Below are 15984 nucleotides of genomic sequence, written 5' to 3' on the forward strand. Positions count from 1 at the left end.
CGGCATAAAGCGTTCGTGTCAACTGATTCACAACAGGATGGCTTTTTTGAAGCGGCCCTGCAACAAATTCAGGCAGCCGCCATCAATTAACGCGTTCGATGCAGAAATCGATCACTTCCAGAAGTGCCGATTTCCAAGGCGTTTCCGGCAGGGGTGCCAGGGCGTCGCGCGCGATGGTGCCGTAATGGACCGCACGGGCAATTGTGTCGGCCAGCGCGCCATATTTCGTGATCAGGCCGAGAGCCTTCTCGAGATTCTCGTCACTGTTGTTGCCGGTTTCGATGGCCTCGCGCCAGAAGGCACGCTCCTTCTCCGTGCCGCGGCGATAGGCGAGAATCACCGGTAGCGTGATCTTGCCCTCGCGGAAATCGTCGCCGACATTCTTGCCGAGATCGGCGGCCTTACCGCCGTAGTCGAGCGCGTCGTCGACGAGCTGGAAGGCGAGGCCGAGATTGGTGCCATAGGACTTCAGCGCATTGCGCTCCGCCTTGCCGGCATTGGCAACGATCGGGCCGACTTCAGCTGCAGCGGCAAAGAGCGCTGCAGTCTTGGCGCGGATGACCGAGAGATAATCGTCTTCCGTCGTCTCCATGTTCTTGGAAACGGAAAGCTGCAGCACCTCGCCTTCGGCTATGACGCAGGCAGCCGAGGACAAGACGTCGAGAGCTTCGAGCGAGCCGACTTCCACCATCATGCGGAAAGCTTGGCCGAGCAGGAAATCCCCGACCAGCACGCTTGCCTGATTGCCCCAAATCATCCGGGCGGTGGACTTGCCGCGACGCAGATCGCTTTCATCAACCACATCGTCATGCAGCAGCGTCGCCGTATGCAGGAATTCGACCGATGTCGCGAGCTTGATGTGATTGTCGCCCTGATAGCTGTAAAGAGCGGCAGACGCGATGGTCAGCATCGGCCGCAAACGCTTGCCGCCAGAGGAAATGAGATGCTCTGCAACCTCCGGGATCATCTGCACATCAGAGCCGGCCTTGGACAGGATGAGCTGATTGACGCGTTCCATATCCGCCTTGGTCAGGTCCACCAACGGCTTGATGGATGCCAGTTTATTCTTGCTTTCTTCCAGCGGTATCACGACGCCCAACGATCCGGACTCCTGTTCATTTTCTGCAAAGCACAATAAGAAGGGGCGAAACGGGCGGCAAGAGGCGAATTGTCTCGTCGCGTAAATTTGACAGGAATTCTAAGGCCTATGCACGAGTTGATCCGTACCAATGACCCGGTCCTTCTCTCATTCGCTGAGAGCCTGATGAAGGATGCGGGAATTCATTGCTTCATTGCGGACCAGGCCATGAGCATTCTGGAAGGCTCCCTCGGGATGCTGCCGCGCCGCTTTCTGGTGGAGGAAGAGCGTGCCGATCTGGCCCGGCGTATCCTGATCGATGCCGGCCTCGGCGACGAGTTGCGCCCGGCCCGGTCCTAAGGTTCGCCATGACCGAAAGCCCCTCCGAAACCATCGATGCCTTCCACCGCGGCGCCTTCCATGTCGTGCAGCCGAAGGGCAGGGGGCACCGCTCCGGCATGGATGCCATGCTGCTCGCAGCGCTTGTCGCAGATGAGCGTACGATCCGGGTGGCGGATCTCGGTGCGGGCGCCGGAGCCGCCGGAATGGCCGTGGCCTCGAGACTCGACCGGGCGGAGGTCGTGCTGTTCGAGCGCTCGTCTGATATGGCCGAGTTCGCGCGCAAAAGCCTCCTGCTGCCGGAAAATGCGCGTTTTGCCAACCGCGTCTCGGTTATCGAAGCCGATGTCACGCTGACCGGCAAGGATCGCAATGAAGCGGGTCTTGTCGACGACAGCTTCCACCACGTTATCATGAACCCGCCCTTCAACGATGCCAGTGACAGGCTGACACCGGACGCGCTGAAAGCCGAAGCGCATGCCATGACCGACGGGCTGTTCGAACGGTGGATCCGCACGGCAGGCGCGATCATGATCCCGGGCGGCCAGCTCTCGCTGATCGCCCGGCCAGAATCGATCGGCGAGATCATCGCCGCCTGCGGCCGCCGCTTCGGCGGCATTGAAATCACGCCGATCCATCCCCGCGAGGGTGAGAGTGCGGTGCGCATTCTGGTGACGGCAATCAAGGGTTCGAGGGCCAGACTGGCGCTTCGGGCGCCATTGATCATGCATGGCCAGGGGACGCATAAATTCACCGATTTCGTCGATGACATGAACAACGGCCGCACTTCGTATCCGCGCCGCTAGCCATTCGGCGCGCTCAGCATCAGAGCATCAAATACGATCCGCAATATTGCGTTTGTCGTTTCCGTGCATACATCACGGGGCAGCAAACATCATGATTCAGGGATGACGAATGGTTGGGTTCTTGAGACGCATGCTTCCGAAGCGCTTCCGCAAGGAGGAGGTGATCGTCCCCGTCGTCCGTCTGAGCGGCGTCATCTCTGCCGGTGGTGGTCCGCTGCGGCAATCGCTTAATCTCGCCGGCGTTTCGCAGTCGCTTGAAAAAGCCTTCGGAATAAAGACGGCGCCGGCTGTCGCCATCATCGTCAATTCGCCGGGCGGCTCTCCGGTGCAGTCGCGGATGATTTACAATCGCATACGCGATCTGGCCGCCGAGAAAGATAAGAAGGTCCTGGTCTTCGTTGAGGATGTCGCAGCCTCTGGAGGTTACATGATCGCGCTGGCGGGAGACGAGATTATTGCCGATGCCACCTCGATCGTCGGTTCGATCGGCGTCGTCTCCGGCGGGTTCGGTTTTCCGGAGTTGTTGAAGAAGATCGGCGTCGAGCGCCGCGTCTACACAGCTGGTGCGAACAAGGTGATCCTCGATCCGTTCCAGCCGGAGAAGGAAAAGGACATCGAATATCTGAAGAGCCTGCAGCTCGAAATCCACAAGGTCTTCATCGACATGGTGCTCGAGCGTCGCACAGGAAAGCTCTCGGCGGACGAAACGGTATTTTCCGGCCTGTTCTGGACCGGCAGCCGCGGGCTGGAGCTTGGCCTGATCGACGGCCTGGGAGACATGCGTCAGGAATTGAGGAAGCGTTTCGGCGATAAGGTCAAACCAACGCTGATCACCGCGCCGCGCAGCCTTTTCGGCCGCAAGGCTCCCGGCATTTCGCTTGGCGGCATGGATGGCCTCGGCGCCGGGATTGCATCCGGGCTTGCGGAAGCGGCAGAGGAAAAGGCATTGTGGGGCCGGTACGGATTGTAGGCGGGAGCGCTGGCTAATGTCCCGGATCATCTTCTTCATCATCGCCGTCGGCGGGATTTGGTTCCTGTATCGGCGTTTCGTCCGCGATGCCCAGCGGCTCGCCGAAAAATCTCGCCGTGCCGAGACGGAACGCCGCACCGGCGCTATGGGAACGCTGGTGAAAGATCCGAAGACCGGCGAGTATCATGTGAAGCGCGAGGATGAATAAACCCATGTGCCTCGGCGAGGCAGGCTGCAGCGCCGTTTATGCTGCAAAGCCTTGACCCATTCGCCACGCCGTGGCACCTGTCCGCCAAACAATTCGCTAGCGGAAGAAATCAATTCCCATGACTGCCAACGTGCCCGACCATATGAACCCGAAGCGCTCCTTTCAGGCGTTGATCCTGACGCTGCACAATTATTGGGCCGACAAGGGTTGTGCGGTTCTGCAGCCCTACGACATGGAAGTCGGCGCCGGCACGTTCCATCCGGCAACTACCCTGCGTTCGCTCGGGCCGAAGCCTTGGCGGGCCGCCTATGTCCAGCCGTCCCGCCGCCCCTCCGACGGTCGCTACGGTGAGAACCCCAACCGCCTGCAGCACTATTATCAGTATCAGGTCATCCTGAAGCCCAATCCGCCGAACCTGCAGGAGCTCTATCTCGGCTCGCTGAAGGCGATCGGCCTCGATCCGCTGCTGCATGACATCCGCTTCGTCGAGGACGATTGGGAAAGCCCGACGCTTGGTGCTTGGGGTCTCGGCTGGGAATGCTGGTGCGACGGCATGGAAGTCTCGCAGTTCACCTATTTCCAGCAGGTTTGCGGCATCGAATGCGCACCCGTCGCCGGTGAGCTGACCTACGGTCTGGAGCGTCTTGCGACCTATGTTCAGGGCGTCGACAGCGTCTATGACCTGAATTTCAACGGCCTCGAAGGTGAAGACAAGATCACCTACGGCGACGTCTTCCTCCAGGCCGAGCAGGAATATTCCCGGCATAATTTCGAATATGCCAATACCGAGATGCTGCACCGCCATTTCATCGATGCCGAGAAGGAATGTCAGGCATTACTGGCAGCCGGCGCGCCCGGCGACAGTGAAAATCATCGCCTGCACAAATGCGTCTTTCCGGCTTACGACCAGTGCATCAAGGCGAGCCACGTCTTCAATCTGCTCGACGCCCGCGGCGTCATCTCGGTCACGGAACGCCAGAGCTACATCCTGCGCGTGCGCACGCTGGCCAAAGCTTGTGGCGAAGCCTTTCTGCTGACGGATGCCGGCGGCGTCAACTGGAATCAGCAGGCCGCCTAAGGCAAGCTTCCGCGGGATTGGGCACCGCCACAGCCTATCTTGGCTCTGCGCCGCCGTTAAAGCTGGGTGACATTGGCGGGGAATCTGCCTAGTGTCCCTTGGGTTGCAGTCGCCACGGGGGATTTCAGATGCTTATTCTTCTAGCGATCATAGTGCTGGCCGCGCTCTATGTCGTCTTCGCCTATAACGGGCTCGTCCGTGCACGCCAGGTGGCGGAGGAGGCCTGGTCCGGCATCGACGTTCAGTTGAAGCGCCGCGCCGACCTCATTCCCAATCTGGTCGAGACGGTCAAAGGCTATGCCGGCCATGAACGCCAGACCTTGGAAGAGGTTGTCGAACTGCGCAACAAGGCGCAGGCCGTGCCGTCTGGGGATGTCGCCGCCCGCGGTCAGGCGGAGGGTTTGTTGTCGCAGGCGCTGGGCCGCGTGATCGCGCTCGCCGAAGCCTATCCCGATCTCAAGGCCAACACGAACTTTCTCGAATTGCAGCGCTCCCTGGAGGGCGTCGAGGGCGAAATCCAGATGTCGCGCCGTTATTACAACGGTGCTGCGCGCGATCTGAACGTCAAGGTCGAGACCTTCCCAAACAACCTCATCGCCGGCCCCTTCGGCTTTACCAAGAAGGCCTATTTCGAGATATCAAACGAAGCGGACCGTGCCGTTCCAACGGTAAAGTTCTGAGATTTCCGCTATCAGTTTTTCATGTGAGGCGGTAAAGGATGCCGACCGCTGGCCATCGGCCGCTTTCCTGACTGACCAAAGAGAATGATGATGGGTAGAGCCAAACTCACGATTATCCCGCCGGGCAAGCCTTTGACCGGGCGCGCCATGCCGCCGGGATCGAAGTCGATCACCAACCGCGCACTGCTGCTGGCAGGCCTTGCCAAGGGCACGAGCCGGCTGACCGGCGCGCTGAAGAGCGACGATACCCGCTATATGGCCGAGGCTTTGCGCGCCATGGGCGTAGTCATCGACGAGCCCGACGACACGACCTTCATCGTGACCGGCAGCGGCAAGCTGAAGGCGCCGGCTGCCCCGCTTTTCCTCGGCAATGCCGGCACGGCGACACGCTTCCTGACGGCAGCTGCAGCGCTGGTTGACGGCAAGGTCATCGTCGATGGCGATGCCCATATGCGCAAGCGGCCGATCGGCCCGCTCGTCGACGCATTGCGCTCGCTCGGCATCGATGCCTCCACGGAAACCGGCTGCCCGCCCGTTACCATCAACGGTACCGGCCGCTTCGAGGCAAGCCGCGTGCAGATCGATGGCGGCCTGTCCAGCCAGTATGTTTCGGCTCTGTTGATGATGGCTGCCGGCGGTGACCGCGCTGTCGACGTCGAACTGCTCGGCGAGCATATCGGGGCTCTCGGCTATATCGATCTGACGGTTGCTGCCATGCGCGCTTTCGGCGCCAAGGTGGAGCGTGTGAGCCCGGTTGCCTGGCGTGTCGAGCCCACCGGCTATCATGCCGCCGACTTCGTGATCGAGCCCGATGCCTCCGCTGCGACCTATCTCTGGGCAGCTGAAGTGTTGAGCGGTGGCAAGATCGATCTCGGCACGCCGGCGGAACAGTTCTCGCAACCTGATGCGAAGGCCTATGATCTGATCTCGAAGTTTCCGCATCTGCCCGCCGTCATTGACGGCTCGCAGATGCAGGATGCTATCCCGACGCTTGCCGTTCTCGCCGCCTTCAATGAAACGCCGGTGCGCTTCGTCGGCATCGAGAACCTGCGCGTCAAGGAATGCGATCGCATCCGCGCCTTGTCGAGCGGCCTGTCCCGCATCGTGCCGAACCTCGGGACTGAAGAGGGCGATGATCTCATCGTCGCATCCGATCCGAGCCTCGCCGGCAAGGTGCTGCCGGCAGAAATCGACAGCTTTGCCGATCACCGCATCGCCATGAGCTTTGCGCTCGCCGGCCTGAAGATCGGCGGCATCACCATTCTCGACCCTGATTGCGTCGCCAAGACCTTCCCGTCCTACTGGAACGTGCTGGCGTCTCTTGGTGTCGCTTACGAAGACTGACGCTCCGCCATCTCAAGGGAGGCTGAGCGCAGGCATGTTCCTGACGTGAAGCGGCGCCGGCAACGGCGTCGCGGCCATCCTTTGGGGGAGTGATGACACGGCTTTGCGGGTTCTTCCTGGCTTTGTGCCTGCTGCTTTGCGCGACGGCGGTAACGGCGGCCGAGATCATCACGAATTTCGATCAGGCCATCGCCCTGCATCGCGACGGTTCGATGCGGGTGGTCGAGACGATCTCGGTGAACGCTGAGGGACGTGATATCCGCCGCGGCATCTTCCGGGATTTCCCGCTGACAATGACCGATGCCAACGGCCGCGAGATCGAGGTGGATTTCAAGGTCGTCTCCGTCGAGCGCGATGGGCAGCCGGAGGATTGGCATAGCGAGCGCATCAAGGGCGGCGAGCGCATCTACATCGGTAACGCCGACAGAAGTCTCAACCCAGGCCCGCATACATTCCGCCTCACCTACGACACCAATCGTCAAATGCGCTATTTCGGCGATCATGACGAACTTTATTGGAACGTGACGGGCAACGGCTGGCTGTTCCCAATCATCAATGCTAAGGCGGCCGTCACCCTGCCGGAGGGCGTACAGCCGCAGCAGCTTGCCTTCTTTACGGGGCCGCTCGGCGCTACCGGCAAGAACGCAAGCGCAAGCCAACAGGGCAATATCGTTACTTTTGCGACGACAAGGCCGCTCGCAGCCGGCGAAGGTCTGACGGTTGCCATCAAGCTCGCGAAGGGCGCAATTACACCGCCGAGCGACAGCCAGCAATGGGGCTGGTTCCTTCGGGATCATCTCGATACGATCATTGCCGTCGGCGGGTTGATCCTGTTGTTCGCATATTACCTGCGAAGCTGGATCGCCGTCGGCCGCGATCCTCCGCCGGGTGTCATGGTTCCGCGCTGGGACCCACCCGAAGGCATCTCTCCCGCGCTCGTCAATTATATCGACAATAGGGGCTTTGCCAGCTCCGGCTGGACGGCATTCTCAGCGACGGCGATCGATCTCGCCGTGCGCGGATATGTCATCTTGGACGACCTGAAGGAAAAGGTCGTCATGCGCCCCTCGGGCAAGGCAGGCAGCGATCTCGGTGGCGGCGACAAGGTGATCATGCAAGCCGTCGGGCCATTTTCTCCACTTGTCATCGACAAGGAAAATGGCGAGGCGGTGCAGCGACTCGGTGCGAAATTCCGCAGCGCGATCGAGCGCAATCATCGCGACGAATATTACAAGGCCAATGCGCTCTATGTTATTGCTGGTATCGCACTGTCGATCCTCATCCTGGCTTCCATTGTCATCTTCGGCCGCCTGCATGAAAATGCCCTGCCGCTCATTATCGTGCCGGGCTTCCTGTCGATTTTCGTAACGCTTTTCGCCAGCTCGATCGGCCGCAGGTTTCGCAGGCATAGTGCCAGCCTCGCCCAGCGCATCATTTCGGTGCTGATTTTCGCCTTCTTCGGCTTCGTCTTCGTCTCGATTGCCGTTAGCGGCTTTGCCGCCGCGGTCGTGCCGTTGTGGGAAGCGGGCCTGTTGCCGCTGGTCGCCGCTATCGTCGGCATTTTCGCGCTCAACGTTGTCTTCTATTTTCTGATGGGTGCGCCGACGCCGCTCGGGCGCAAGATGATGGATGGCATCGCCGGCCTCAGGCAATATCTGACGCTCGCCGAGCGCGACCGAATGAACATGCAGGGCGCGCCGCAGATGTCGCCGCAGCATTTCGAAAAGCTGCTGCCCTATGCAGTCGCACTCGGTGTCGAAAAGCCGTGGTCCAGCGCCTTTGAAACCTGGCTCGCCACCGCTGCGGGTGGCGCGGCGGCCGCCTACGCACCGCTCTGGTATTCCGGCAATTTCAACCCCGGCAATATCGGCGGAACGATCGGCGACTTCTCGTCCTCCATGGCGTCCACCATCGCTTCAACCATCCCCGCACCCGTCTCCAGCTCGTCCTCCGCTTTCGGCGGTGGGGGAGGCGGCGGTGGCGGCTTCTCCGGTGGGGGTGGAGGCGGTGGAGGCGGCGGCGGATGGTAGTTAACCACCTCCCCCTTGAGGGGGGAGGTCGCCGCGCAGCGGCGGGTGGAGGTGATAATTGTTTGGCTGCGGAGTTTGCCATGATCACCCCACCCCGGCACTTTGTGCCGACCCTCCCCCTCAAGGGAGGGTGTGAACAGCGACTTTGCAAACCCAAGAGATATGGATCTTTAGTGCCCCAAAAGCCCTCCAAGCTCGACCGCTTCAAAATCGCCAACAGCCGGCGTCTGCGCGCGGATGCGACCGATGCGGAAACCAAGCTCTGGAAACACTTGTGGCGCATCCCGATCGAAGGCACGCATTTTCGCCGCCAGGTTCCGATCGGGCGCTATTTCGCTGATTTCGCCTGTCATCAGATCGGTCTGATTATCGAGCTTAATGGCAGCCAGCATGCGGAGGGTGCGGCAAGGCGCTACGATGCCGAGCGGACGGCCTTTCTTGAAGGCCAAGGCTACCATGTCGTCCGATTCTGGAATGCCGAGGTCATAGATGAGGTCGAGGCTGTCCTGGATATGATATTTGCCATTGTGCAGCAGCGGCAAATTTTGCTAGCAGAGGCCGACCGTTTTCACCCCACTCCGGCACGCCGTGCCGACCCTCTCTCTCAAGGGGAGGGTGAGGAACCTTGACATGCCCGATCTCCTTCTCGAACTCCGCTCCGAGGAAATTCCCGCCCGTATGCAGCGCAAGGCTGCCGGCGACCTGAAGAAGCTGGTGACCGATGCCTTGGTCGAAGCGGGTCTTTCCTATGAGGGGGCCAGGGAATATTGGACGCCGCGTCGCCTCACGCTCGATATTCGCGGTCTGACGGCGCGCTCGGCTGACGTGCGTGAAGAGCGCAAGGGTCCGCGTACCGATGCCAACGAGAAGGCGATCGAAGGTTTTCTGCGCGGCGCCGGTCTTTCCTCCATTGCCGAAGCCCAGGTGCAGAGCGACCCGAAGAAGGGCGATTTCTACGTTGCGATCATTTCCAAGCCCGGCCGTGCCGCGGAGGAAATCGTCGCTGCGGTGATGCCCGATATTATCCGGAACTTTCCCTGGCCGAAATCCATGCGCTGGGGCAAGGCCTCGGTGAGGCCCGGCTCGCTGCGCTGGGTGCGTCCGCTGCAGTCGATCGTCTGCACCTTCGGCACCGAGCATGAAGAGACTGTCGTCATCCCCTTCGAGATCGACGGGATTGTCGCCTCGAACGTGACCTATGGTCATCGCTTCCACGCGCCCGGCCCGATCACGGTCAAGCGTTTCGAGGATTATGCCTCGAGCCTGGAAAAGGCCTATGTCGTTCTCGATGCCGAACGCCGCAAGGACATCATCCTGCATGATGCCCGCGATGTCGCTTTCGCCAATGGCCTCGAGCTAGTCGAAGATGATGGTCTGCTGGAGGAAGTCTCCGGCCTTGTCGAGTGGCCGCAGGTACTGATGGGCTCCTTCGAGGAGGATTATCTCTCGATCCCGTCGGAGATCATTCGCCTGACCATCAAGACCAACCAGAAGTGTTTCGTCACGCGGCCATCGGCCGGTGAGACGCTGTCCAACCGCTTCATTCTCGTTGCCAATATCCAGGCGACGGATGGCGGCAAGGAAATCATCCACGGCAACGGCAAGGTCGTGCGTGCCCGTCTGTCCGACGCGCTGCACTTCTGGAAGCGTGACCAGGGCGATCTGCCCGATCTCGAAACGCTGGAAGCCTCCGCTAAAAAGTTCGGCCTCGATCTGAAGAAGCCGCTCGATCAGCGCATGGCGAAGCTCGACGCTCTGAACGTCACCTTCCATGCAAAACTCGGCAGCCAGGGCGAGCGCGTCGCCCGCATCCGCGCGCTGGCCGCTGACCTCGCCAAGATCACCGGCGCCGATGCCGCCCTGGTCGACCGTGCCGTCGTGCTTGCCAAGGCCGACCTGCGCACCGAAGCCGTCGGCGAATTCCCCGAGCTGCAGGGCGTCATGGGCCGCAAATACGCATCGCTGCAGGGCGAGAACGTCTCGGTCGCGACGGCGATCGAAGATCACTACAAGCCGCAAGGCCCGTCCGACCGCGTCCCCGAGGACAAGGTTGCGATCACCGTCGCGCTTGCCGACAAGCTGGATACGCTCGTCGGCTTCTGGGCGATCGACGAGAAGCCCACAGGCTCGAAGGACCCTTACGCGCTGCGCCGTGCCGCCCTCGGTGTCGTCCGCATCCTCCTAGAGCGCGGCGTACGCCTGCCGTTGCTTGCGACCACCAAGGATGCCGATCTGCTCGCCTTCTTCCATGACCGCCTCAAGGTCTATCTGCGCGATCTCGGCGCCCGCCATGACCTGATCGACGCGGTGCTGACGCCGGAGGCTGACGATCTGCTGATGGTCGCCCGCCGTGTCGAGGCGCTGACCGCCTTCATCACCTCCGAAGATGGCAAGAACCTGCTGGCAGGCACCAAGCGCGCCACACAGCTCCTGGCCGCCGAGGAGAAGAAGGGCACCGTCGTTGCCGATAGCGTTTCGGAAGCCCTGCTGAAGCTCGATGCGGAAAAGGATCTCTTCGCTGCCGTCAAGGCTGCCTCGGCTGAGGCTTCCGATGCGATCGCCAAGGAAGACTTCCGCTCGGCCATGTCAGCCCTTTCCAAGCTGCGCGCCCCCGTCGACCGCTTCTTCGAGGACGTGCTCGTCAATGACGAAGACGCCGCTATCCGCGCCAATCGTCTGGCGCTGCTGCGCCTGATCCGCGAAGCAACAGGCACAGTCGCCGACTTCTCGAAGATTGCGGGATAACACATGGGGGCGCGATGACCGGAAAGATCCTCGTCAGCGCCTGCCTCATGGGCCATGCCGTCCGCTATGACGGCCGCTCCAAGCCACTCGTGCATTCGGCGATCGATCGCTGGCGCGAGGAGGGGCTGTTGGTGACGATCTGCCCGGAAATGTCCGCCGGCATGGCGGTTCCAAGACCGCCGGCCGAGATTGCTGGCGGCGCCACCGGCGAGGACGTGCTTGCCGGCACCGCAAGGGTGATGGAGATCACCGGCGGTGATGTCACGGCGGAATTTCGTCAGGCGGCGGAAAACGCGCTGGCGCTCGCAACGGAAACCGGCTGCCGCTATGCCCTCCTGATCGACGGCAGCCCGTCCTGCGGCTCCGGCCTCATCTATGACGGCACGTTTTCCGGTGGTCGGCAGAGTGGCCGGGGCGTCACGGCGGCGCTGCTGCAGCAGGCCGGTATCGAGGTCTATTCCGATCGCGAGATCGACAGGTTGGTCGAACGGCTGGCGGCGACTGACACAACCATCATAGCCAAATAAAAAACCGCCGGACGCATACCCGGCGGTTTTGTGTTTTCTGCCTTATGTGGCTCAGGCGGCCCGGCGACGATGATCCGCAGCCGGGTGGCCGTCGTTGACACGGAAGCCGCGGATGAGGGCGAGGAGATCTTCCGTGTCGGCCGCGAGCGTCTCGGCCGATGCCGTCGTCTCTTCGGCCATGGCGGCGTTCTGCTGCGTGGCGGCATCGAGCTGGTTCATCGAAGAGGAGATCGAGCGCAACGTCGTATCCTGCTCGGAGGCGCTGTGAGCGATCTTCGAGACGATTTCGTTGGCAGCCTTGATCTGACCGGAAATGCGCTTCAGCGCTTCGCCGGCCTCACCGACGAGGCGGACGCCCTGGTCGACTTGACCGGAGGAGCGGGCGATCTGGTCCTTGATCTCCTTAGCGGCTGCGGCGGAGCGCTGGGCGAGTTCACGCACTTCCTGGGCGACGACGGCAAAACCCTTGCCGGATTCGCCTGCTCGCGCTGCTTCGACGCCGGCATTGAGCGCCAGAAGGTTGGTCTGGAAGGCGATCTCGTCGATGACGCCGATAATCTTGCTGATCTCCGCCGAGGACTTCTCGATGCCGCTCATGGCTTCGATCGCCTGGGCAACCACGGCATCGCTGCGCGATGCTTCGGCGCTGACGGCATGAACGCGCTTGCTGGCCTCGCCGGCGCCTTCCGCAGTCTGGCGGACAGCGACGGTAAGTTCATCGAGCGCTGCCGAGGTTTCTTCCAGGCTGGCGGCCTGGCGCTCGGTGCGCTGCGACAGTTCGTTGGAGGCGCGACGGATCTCCTCCTTGCTGAGTCCGATGTCATTGCCCTTGGCGTTGACGCGGCCCATCGCGGCTTCGAGGTGCGACAGCGCCTCGTTGAAGTTGTTGCGAAGGCCGGCATAGCTGGCGCCGAGATCGCCGCACCGTATCGTCAGGTTCCCCTGGGCGAGGTCTTCAAGCGCCCGGCCGATGACCGAGACGACGCGCGCCTGTTCGTGGGCCTCGTCCTGCTGCTGGCGCAGGTTCTGTTCGCGCTCATTGCTGATTTCGAGTTCCTGTGCAGCCTGGCGGTCGGCCAGCACGTGGCGCTCGCGGATCTTTTCCTGCAGGGCCTGGGTCGCTTTCGCCATCAGGCCGATTTCGTTGCGCATCTCGGCATGCGGAATGGCCATCTTCACATCTTCGTCGGCCACGGCCTTCAGGGCTGCATGGACGTCGGTCAGCGGCTTCGTGATGCCGCGGATGAAGTAGAAGGCGGCGCCAATGCCGATCAGGAAGACGATGCCGCAGATCATAAGCGCACGCCACATGGTGGCGTTGATCTGCGCCTCGAGGTCATCCATGTAGACGCCGCACCCCAGGACGATCTGCCAAGGTGCGAAGGCGGCCGAATAGCTGCCCTTGAGGAAGAACTCGCTTTCGGAGCGACCCGGCTTGTTCCAGTAATAGATGGTGCGTCCGCCGCCCTTGATGCCTTTCTCGACCATTTCCTTGCTGAAATGGGTGCCGTTCTTGTCGACCTGCGAAGACATGTCCTTGCCGATATTGACCGGGCTCGGATGAATGCGCTGGATCACATTATAATCGAAACCGAAGAGATAGCCTGCCGGCGCGAAGCTCACATGCGACAGGACCTTGAAAGCTTCGGCCTGGGCTGCCTCATGGGTCATCTCCCCGGATTTTTCGCGCTGATAATACTGGTTCAGAACCGAGATGCCGGATTCGACCTGCGTGCGAAGCATGTCGAAACGGTCGCTATAGATAGAATCGGCCTGCGACCGGATCTGGAAATAGGTTGCCACGGCGAAGGCGGCCATCAGGACGCCAAGCAGGGCAAATAATTGATGCGCAATCTTGAGATTCTTCATAACGTCTCCCACAGGTAGCTGAATACCGGTGCGGTATCCTACCGCCTGTGCGATCGCCTGAGAGATACTCAATACGTTTGCCGCCGCTTAAATGACATGCTGCTGTCCGGTGGCAGTAAAATCGCTGTTTATGTCTAAGAAAGCTTTAATTGTAGGGATTTGGTTGTATTTAATTTGGAATTAAACCGGAGATGTGTGCGGGAATTGTAAGTAATACGAAATTTTACTTGGTTATGCCGTCGAGGAGACTTCGAGATTTCCGGCAATTATTTAGATTTATCGAATATTATGAGGATATATTCATAAGTTTGAATATAGTCGGCATTCCGCAAGCGGCCAAGCGTTACCAAGACGGCGGCGGGGCTTATTGGCGAAGCTGGAAGCCGGAGGTATCGAGCGGCGCAGGTTCGCGAGCTGCGGCGGAATTGGGCAAGGCTGCCGTCTGAGCCGTGATGTCGATGCCGTCGACGGGCTCACCGGCGGCGGCAAGCGCTTCGGGCGTGGGCTTGCTGACGAAGTTAACGGGGGAGCCACCCATCCACGCTTCGGTGCGGACGACCTTTTTCTGTCCGTCGATATTGCGCACGACGACGGATTGCGTGCCGGGCTCCAGCGTCGGCACGGTGTATTCTCTTTCTGTGGCGGGAGGCTTCAGCGGAGGGCATTCGGCGCAGCTTTTGTTGATAATGCTGCCCCTGCCGCCGATCATCGTGCCGTCGATCGGCTGGATCGACGAGGCCATGGCGGAACCGCCGGCCAGTACGCACGCCAAGGTCACAAAGATGGAACGCATAACCAAGAACTCCGCCTATAGTGACGAAGACATTAGTGCGGCTTTATTTCCATCCCGTCAGGAGATTAGGTAAAAATTTAATGGACTTGCGATTGCAGAGCCGAAGTGATGTTTACTTTTCGCGCTCCACTGCACGCCAGCCGATATCATTGCGATAGAAGCCGTTGTCCCATTTCACTTCGCCGGCAAGGGCATAGGCCCGTTCTTTTGCTTCGCCTACAGTCTTGCCTGTTGCAGTGATGTTGAGGACTCGCCCACCCGTCGCAACGAGTGCGCCGTCCTTCAAGGCTGTGCCGGCATGAAACACTTTCTCGCCTTCGTCGTCGGCGGGCAGCGCCGCGATTGGTGTGTTCTTGGCGTAGGAGCCGGGATAGCCCTTCGAGGCCATGACGACGGTTAGCGCCGGATCCTCACTCCATTCGGCCGTCACCTGATCCAGCGTGCCGTTGGCGCAGGCATGGAGCATTGGCAGCAGGTCGCTCTTCAGCCGCATCATCAGCACCTGGCATTCCGGATCGCCGAAGCGGACATTGTATTCGATGAGTTCGGGACCCTTGGCGGTGATCATCAGCCCAGCGAAGAAGACGCCGCTGAAAGGATGTCCGCTTTCGGCCATGCCGCGCATCGTCGGCTCGATGATTTCCTTCATGGTGCGCTCGACCAATTCGGGCGTCATCACGGGGGCAGGGGAATAGGCGCCCATGCCGCCGGTGTTCGGGCCGGTATCGCCGTCGCCGACGCGTTTGTGGTCCTGTGCGGTCGCAAGTGCCAGCGCATGCTTACCGTCGCAAAGGCAGAAGAAGCTTGCCTCTTCGCCATCGAGATAGGCTTCGATTACCACTTCCGCGCCGGCCTCGCCGAATGCACCCTCGAAGCAATCGTCGATCGCGGCCAGCGCTTCGTCGATCGTCATCGCGACGGTGACGCCCTTACCCGCCGCAAGGCCGTCCGCCTTGACGACGATCGGCGCGCCTTGAGCGCGGACATAGGCTTTCGCCTTCGGTGCATTGTTGAAGCGCTGATAGGCGCCTGTGGGAATATTGTAACGGGCGCAGATATCCTTGGTGAAACCCTTGGACCCTTCGAGCTGGGCGGCGGCTGCAGAAGGGCCAAAAACAGCAATATCGGCGGCGCGTAGCGCATCGGCAATGCCGGCGACCAAGGGCGCTTCCGGGCCGACGACGACGAAGTCGATGGCCTTGTCCTTGCAGAAGGCGACAACAGCGTCATGGTTGTCGATATCGATCGGCGCAAGCGTCGCATGCTCAGCAATGCCGGGATTGCCGGGTGCGGCGTAGAATTCCGTCATGAGAGGCGATTGCGCCAGTTTCCAGGCCAGTGCGTGCTCGCGTCCGCCCGATCCGATCAACAGAACTCTCATGGCTTGCCCTTTCGTTGCGTCCTTTTGCGCGGTTAAGCGGGGATGAGCCAAAGGTCAAGCGGCAAATCCTGTGGAGCCCGGGCCGCTAACATTGCCATGCCTTTTTATCCCGTTAAAGCGGAGGCGGCTTCTGCCT

At 60.9% G+C, this 15984-nt stretch carries 15 protein-coding genes; 11 read left to right on the forward strand and 4 right to left on the reverse strand.

Features of this window, described 5'->3' with window-relative positions:
- Window positions 1–82: 82 nt before the first annotated feature.
- A complete protein-coding gene (locus FHT85_RS09370; protein ID WP_112335438.1) occupies window positions 83–1099 on the reverse strand; it encodes a polyprenyl synthetase family protein in 1017 nt (338 codons plus the stop codon).
- Between the two features lie 108 nt (window positions 1100–1207).
- Here FHT85_RS09370 and FHT85_RS09375 point away from each other — a divergent pair, with 108 nt between their 5' ends.
- The 11 genes from FHT85_RS09375 to FHT85_RS09425 all read left to right on the forward strand — a co-directional run bounded on the left by FHT85_RS09375 (window position 1208) and on the right by FHT85_RS09425 (window position 11805).
- Window positions 1208–1438 carry a DUF2007 domain-containing protein gene (locus FHT85_RS09375; protein WP_015338984.1) on the forward strand — a complete coding sequence of 77 codons (231 nt, stop codon included), beginning with the start codon at window positions 1208–1210 and terminating at the stop codon, window positions 1436–1438.
- A gap of 8 nt (window positions 1439–1446) precedes the next feature.
- Window positions 1447–2223 carry a tRNA1(Val) (adenine(37)-N6)-methyltransferase gene (locus tag FHT85_RS09380; protein ID WP_112409973.1) on the forward strand — a complete coding sequence of 259 codons (777 nt, stop codon included), beginning with the start codon at window positions 1447–1449 and terminating at the stop codon, window positions 2221–2223.
- 109 nt (window positions 2224–2332) lie between these two features.
- A complete protein-coding gene (locus FHT85_RS09385) occupies window positions 2333–3193 on the forward strand; it encodes a S49 family peptidase (protein ID WP_112409974.1) in 861 nt (286 codons plus the stop codon).
- Window positions 3194–3209: 16 nt separating this feature from the next.
- Window positions 3210–3401, forward strand: coding sequence for a hypothetical protein (locus FHT85_RS09390; protein WP_112335442.1), 192 nt, complete (start codon window positions 3210–3212; stop codon window positions 3399–3401).
- Between the two features lie 118 nt (window positions 3402–3519).
- Window positions 3520–4479 carry a glycine--tRNA ligase subunit alpha gene (locus FHT85_RS09395; RefSeq protein WP_047627810.1) on the forward strand — a complete coding sequence of 320 codons (960 nt, stop codon included), beginning with the start codon at window positions 3520–3522 and terminating at the stop codon, window positions 4477–4479.
- 128 nt (window positions 4480–4607) lie between these two features.
- Window positions 4608–5159 (forward strand): LemA family protein, encoded by a 552-nt coding sequence (locus FHT85_RS09400; RefSeq protein WP_112335446.1) that lies wholly within the window; start codon window positions 4608–4610, stop codon window positions 5157–5159.
- Between the two features lie 87 nt (window positions 5160–5246).
- The gene (locus FHT85_RS09405) at window positions 5247–6503 is read left to right on the forward strand and encodes a 3-phosphoshikimate 1-carboxyvinyltransferase (RefSeq protein WP_183774093.1); all 1257 of its coding nucleotides are present in this window, start codon (window positions 5247–5249) and stop codon (window positions 6501–6503) included.
- A 92-nt stretch (window positions 6504–6595) separates the two neighbouring features.
- Complete coding sequence (locus FHT85_RS09410) at window positions 6596–8533, forward strand: DUF2207 domain-containing protein (protein ID WP_183774065.1); 1938 nt, start codon at window positions 6596–6598, stop codon at window positions 8531–8533.
- 80 nt (window positions 8534–8613) lie between these two features.
- On the forward strand, window positions 8614–9162 hold the full coding sequence (locus FHT85_RS09415; RefSeq protein WP_246779937.1) for an endonuclease domain-containing protein: 549 nt from the start codon (window positions 8614–8616) through the stop codon (window positions 9160–9162).
- A gap of 1 nt (window position 9163) precedes the next feature.
- Window positions 9164–11278 (forward strand): glycine--tRNA ligase subunit beta, encoded by a 2115-nt coding sequence (gene glyS, locus FHT85_RS09420; RefSeq protein ID WP_112412471.1) that lies wholly within the window; start codon window positions 9164–9166, stop codon window positions 11276–11278.
- A 14-nt stretch (window positions 11279–11292) separates the two neighbouring features.
- Window positions 11293–11805 carry a DUF523 domain-containing protein gene (locus FHT85_RS09425; RefSeq protein ID WP_112412470.1) on the forward strand — a complete coding sequence of 171 codons (513 nt, stop codon included), beginning with the start codon at window positions 11293–11295 and terminating at the stop codon, window positions 11803–11805.
- Window positions 11806–11856: 51 nt separating this feature from the next.
- On the opposite strand, the gene FHT85_RS09430 is transcribed toward FHT85_RS09425, so the two are convergent.
- The 3 genes from FHT85_RS09430 to purD all read right to left on the reverse strand — a co-directional run bounded on the left by FHT85_RS09430 (window position 11857) and on the right by purD (window position 15848).
- Window positions 11857–13674, reverse strand: coding sequence for a methyl-accepting chemotaxis protein (locus FHT85_RS09430; protein ID WP_112335450.1), 1818 nt, complete (start codon window positions 13672–13674; stop codon window positions 11857–11859).
- A gap of 364 nt (window positions 13675–14038) precedes the next feature.
- Window positions 14039–14467, reverse strand: a complete 429-nt coding sequence (locus tag FHT85_RS09435) for a plant virulence effector HPE1-like domain-containing protein (RefSeq protein WP_112412469.1) — start codon at window positions 14465–14467, stop codon at window positions 14039–14041.
- A 112-nt stretch (window positions 14468–14579) separates the two neighbouring features.
- A complete protein-coding gene (gene purD, locus FHT85_RS09440; RefSeq protein WP_112412468.1) occupies window positions 14580–15848 on the reverse strand; it encodes a phosphoribosylamine--glycine ligase in 1269 nt (422 codons plus the stop codon).
- Window positions 15849–15984: the final 136 nt, after the last annotated feature.

Origin of the sequence: Rhizobium sp. BK312 (assembly GCF_014193605.1) — a bacterium.
Classification (GTDB): domain Bacteria; phylum Pseudomonadota; class Alphaproteobacteria; order Rhizobiales; family Rhizobiaceae; genus Rhizobium.

Excerpts from the sequence above, each read along its gene's own strand:
- FHT85_RS09375 (WP_015338984.1), top strand. The coding sequence starts at position 1,208 with ATGCACGAGTTGATCCGTACCAATGACCCGGTCCTTCTCTCATTCGCT.
- FHT85_RS09380 (WP_112409973.1), top strand. The coding sequence starts at position 1,447 with ATGACCGAAAGCCCCTCCGAAACCATCGATGCCTTCCACCGCGGCGCC.
- FHT85_RS09385 (WP_112409974.1), top strand. The coding sequence starts at position 2,333 with ATGGTTGGGTTCTTGAGACGCATGCTTCCGAAGCGCTTCCGCAAGGAG.
- FHT85_RS09390 (WP_112335442.1), top strand. The coding sequence starts at position 3,210 with ATGTCCCGGATCATCTTCTTCATCATCGCCGTCGGCGGGATTTGGTTC.
- FHT85_RS09395 (WP_047627810.1), top strand. The coding sequence starts at position 3,520 with ATGACTGCCAACGTGCCCGACCATATGAACCCGAAGCGCTCCTTTCAG.
- FHT85_RS09400 (WP_112335446.1), top strand. The coding sequence starts at position 4,608 with ATGCTTATTCTTCTAGCGATCATAGTGCTGGCCGCGCTCTATGTCGTC.
- FHT85_RS09405 (WP_183774093.1), top strand. The coding sequence starts at position 5,247 with ATGATGGGTAGAGCCAAACTCACGATTATCCCGCCGGGCAAGCCTTTG.
- FHT85_RS09410 (WP_183774065.1), top strand. The coding sequence starts at position 6,596 with ATGACACGGCTTTGCGGGTTCTTCCTGGCTTTGTGCCTGCTGCTTTGC.
- FHT85_RS09415 (WP_246779937.1), top strand. The coding sequence starts at position 8,614 with ATGATCACCCCACCCCGGCACTTTGTGCCGACCCTCCCCCTCAAGGGA.
- glyS (WP_112412471.1), top strand. The coding sequence starts at position 9,164 with ATGCCCGATCTCCTTCTCGAACTCCGCTCCGAGGAAATTCCCGCCCGT.
- FHT85_RS09425 (WP_112412470.1), top strand. The coding sequence starts at position 11,293 with ATGACCGGAAAGATCCTCGTCAGCGCCTGCCTCATGGGCCATGCCGTC.
- FHT85_RS09430 (WP_112335450.1), bottom strand. The coding sequence starts at position 13,674 with ATGAAGAATCTCAAGATTGCGCATCAATTATTTGCCCTGCTTGGCGTC.
- FHT85_RS09435 (WP_112412469.1), bottom strand. The coding sequence starts at position 14,467 with ATGCGTTCCATCTTTGTGACCTTGGCGTGCGTACTGGCCGGCGGTTCC.
- purD (WP_112412468.1), bottom strand. The coding sequence starts at position 15,848 with ATGAGAGTTCTGTTGATCGGATCGGGCGGACGCGAGCACGCACTGGCC.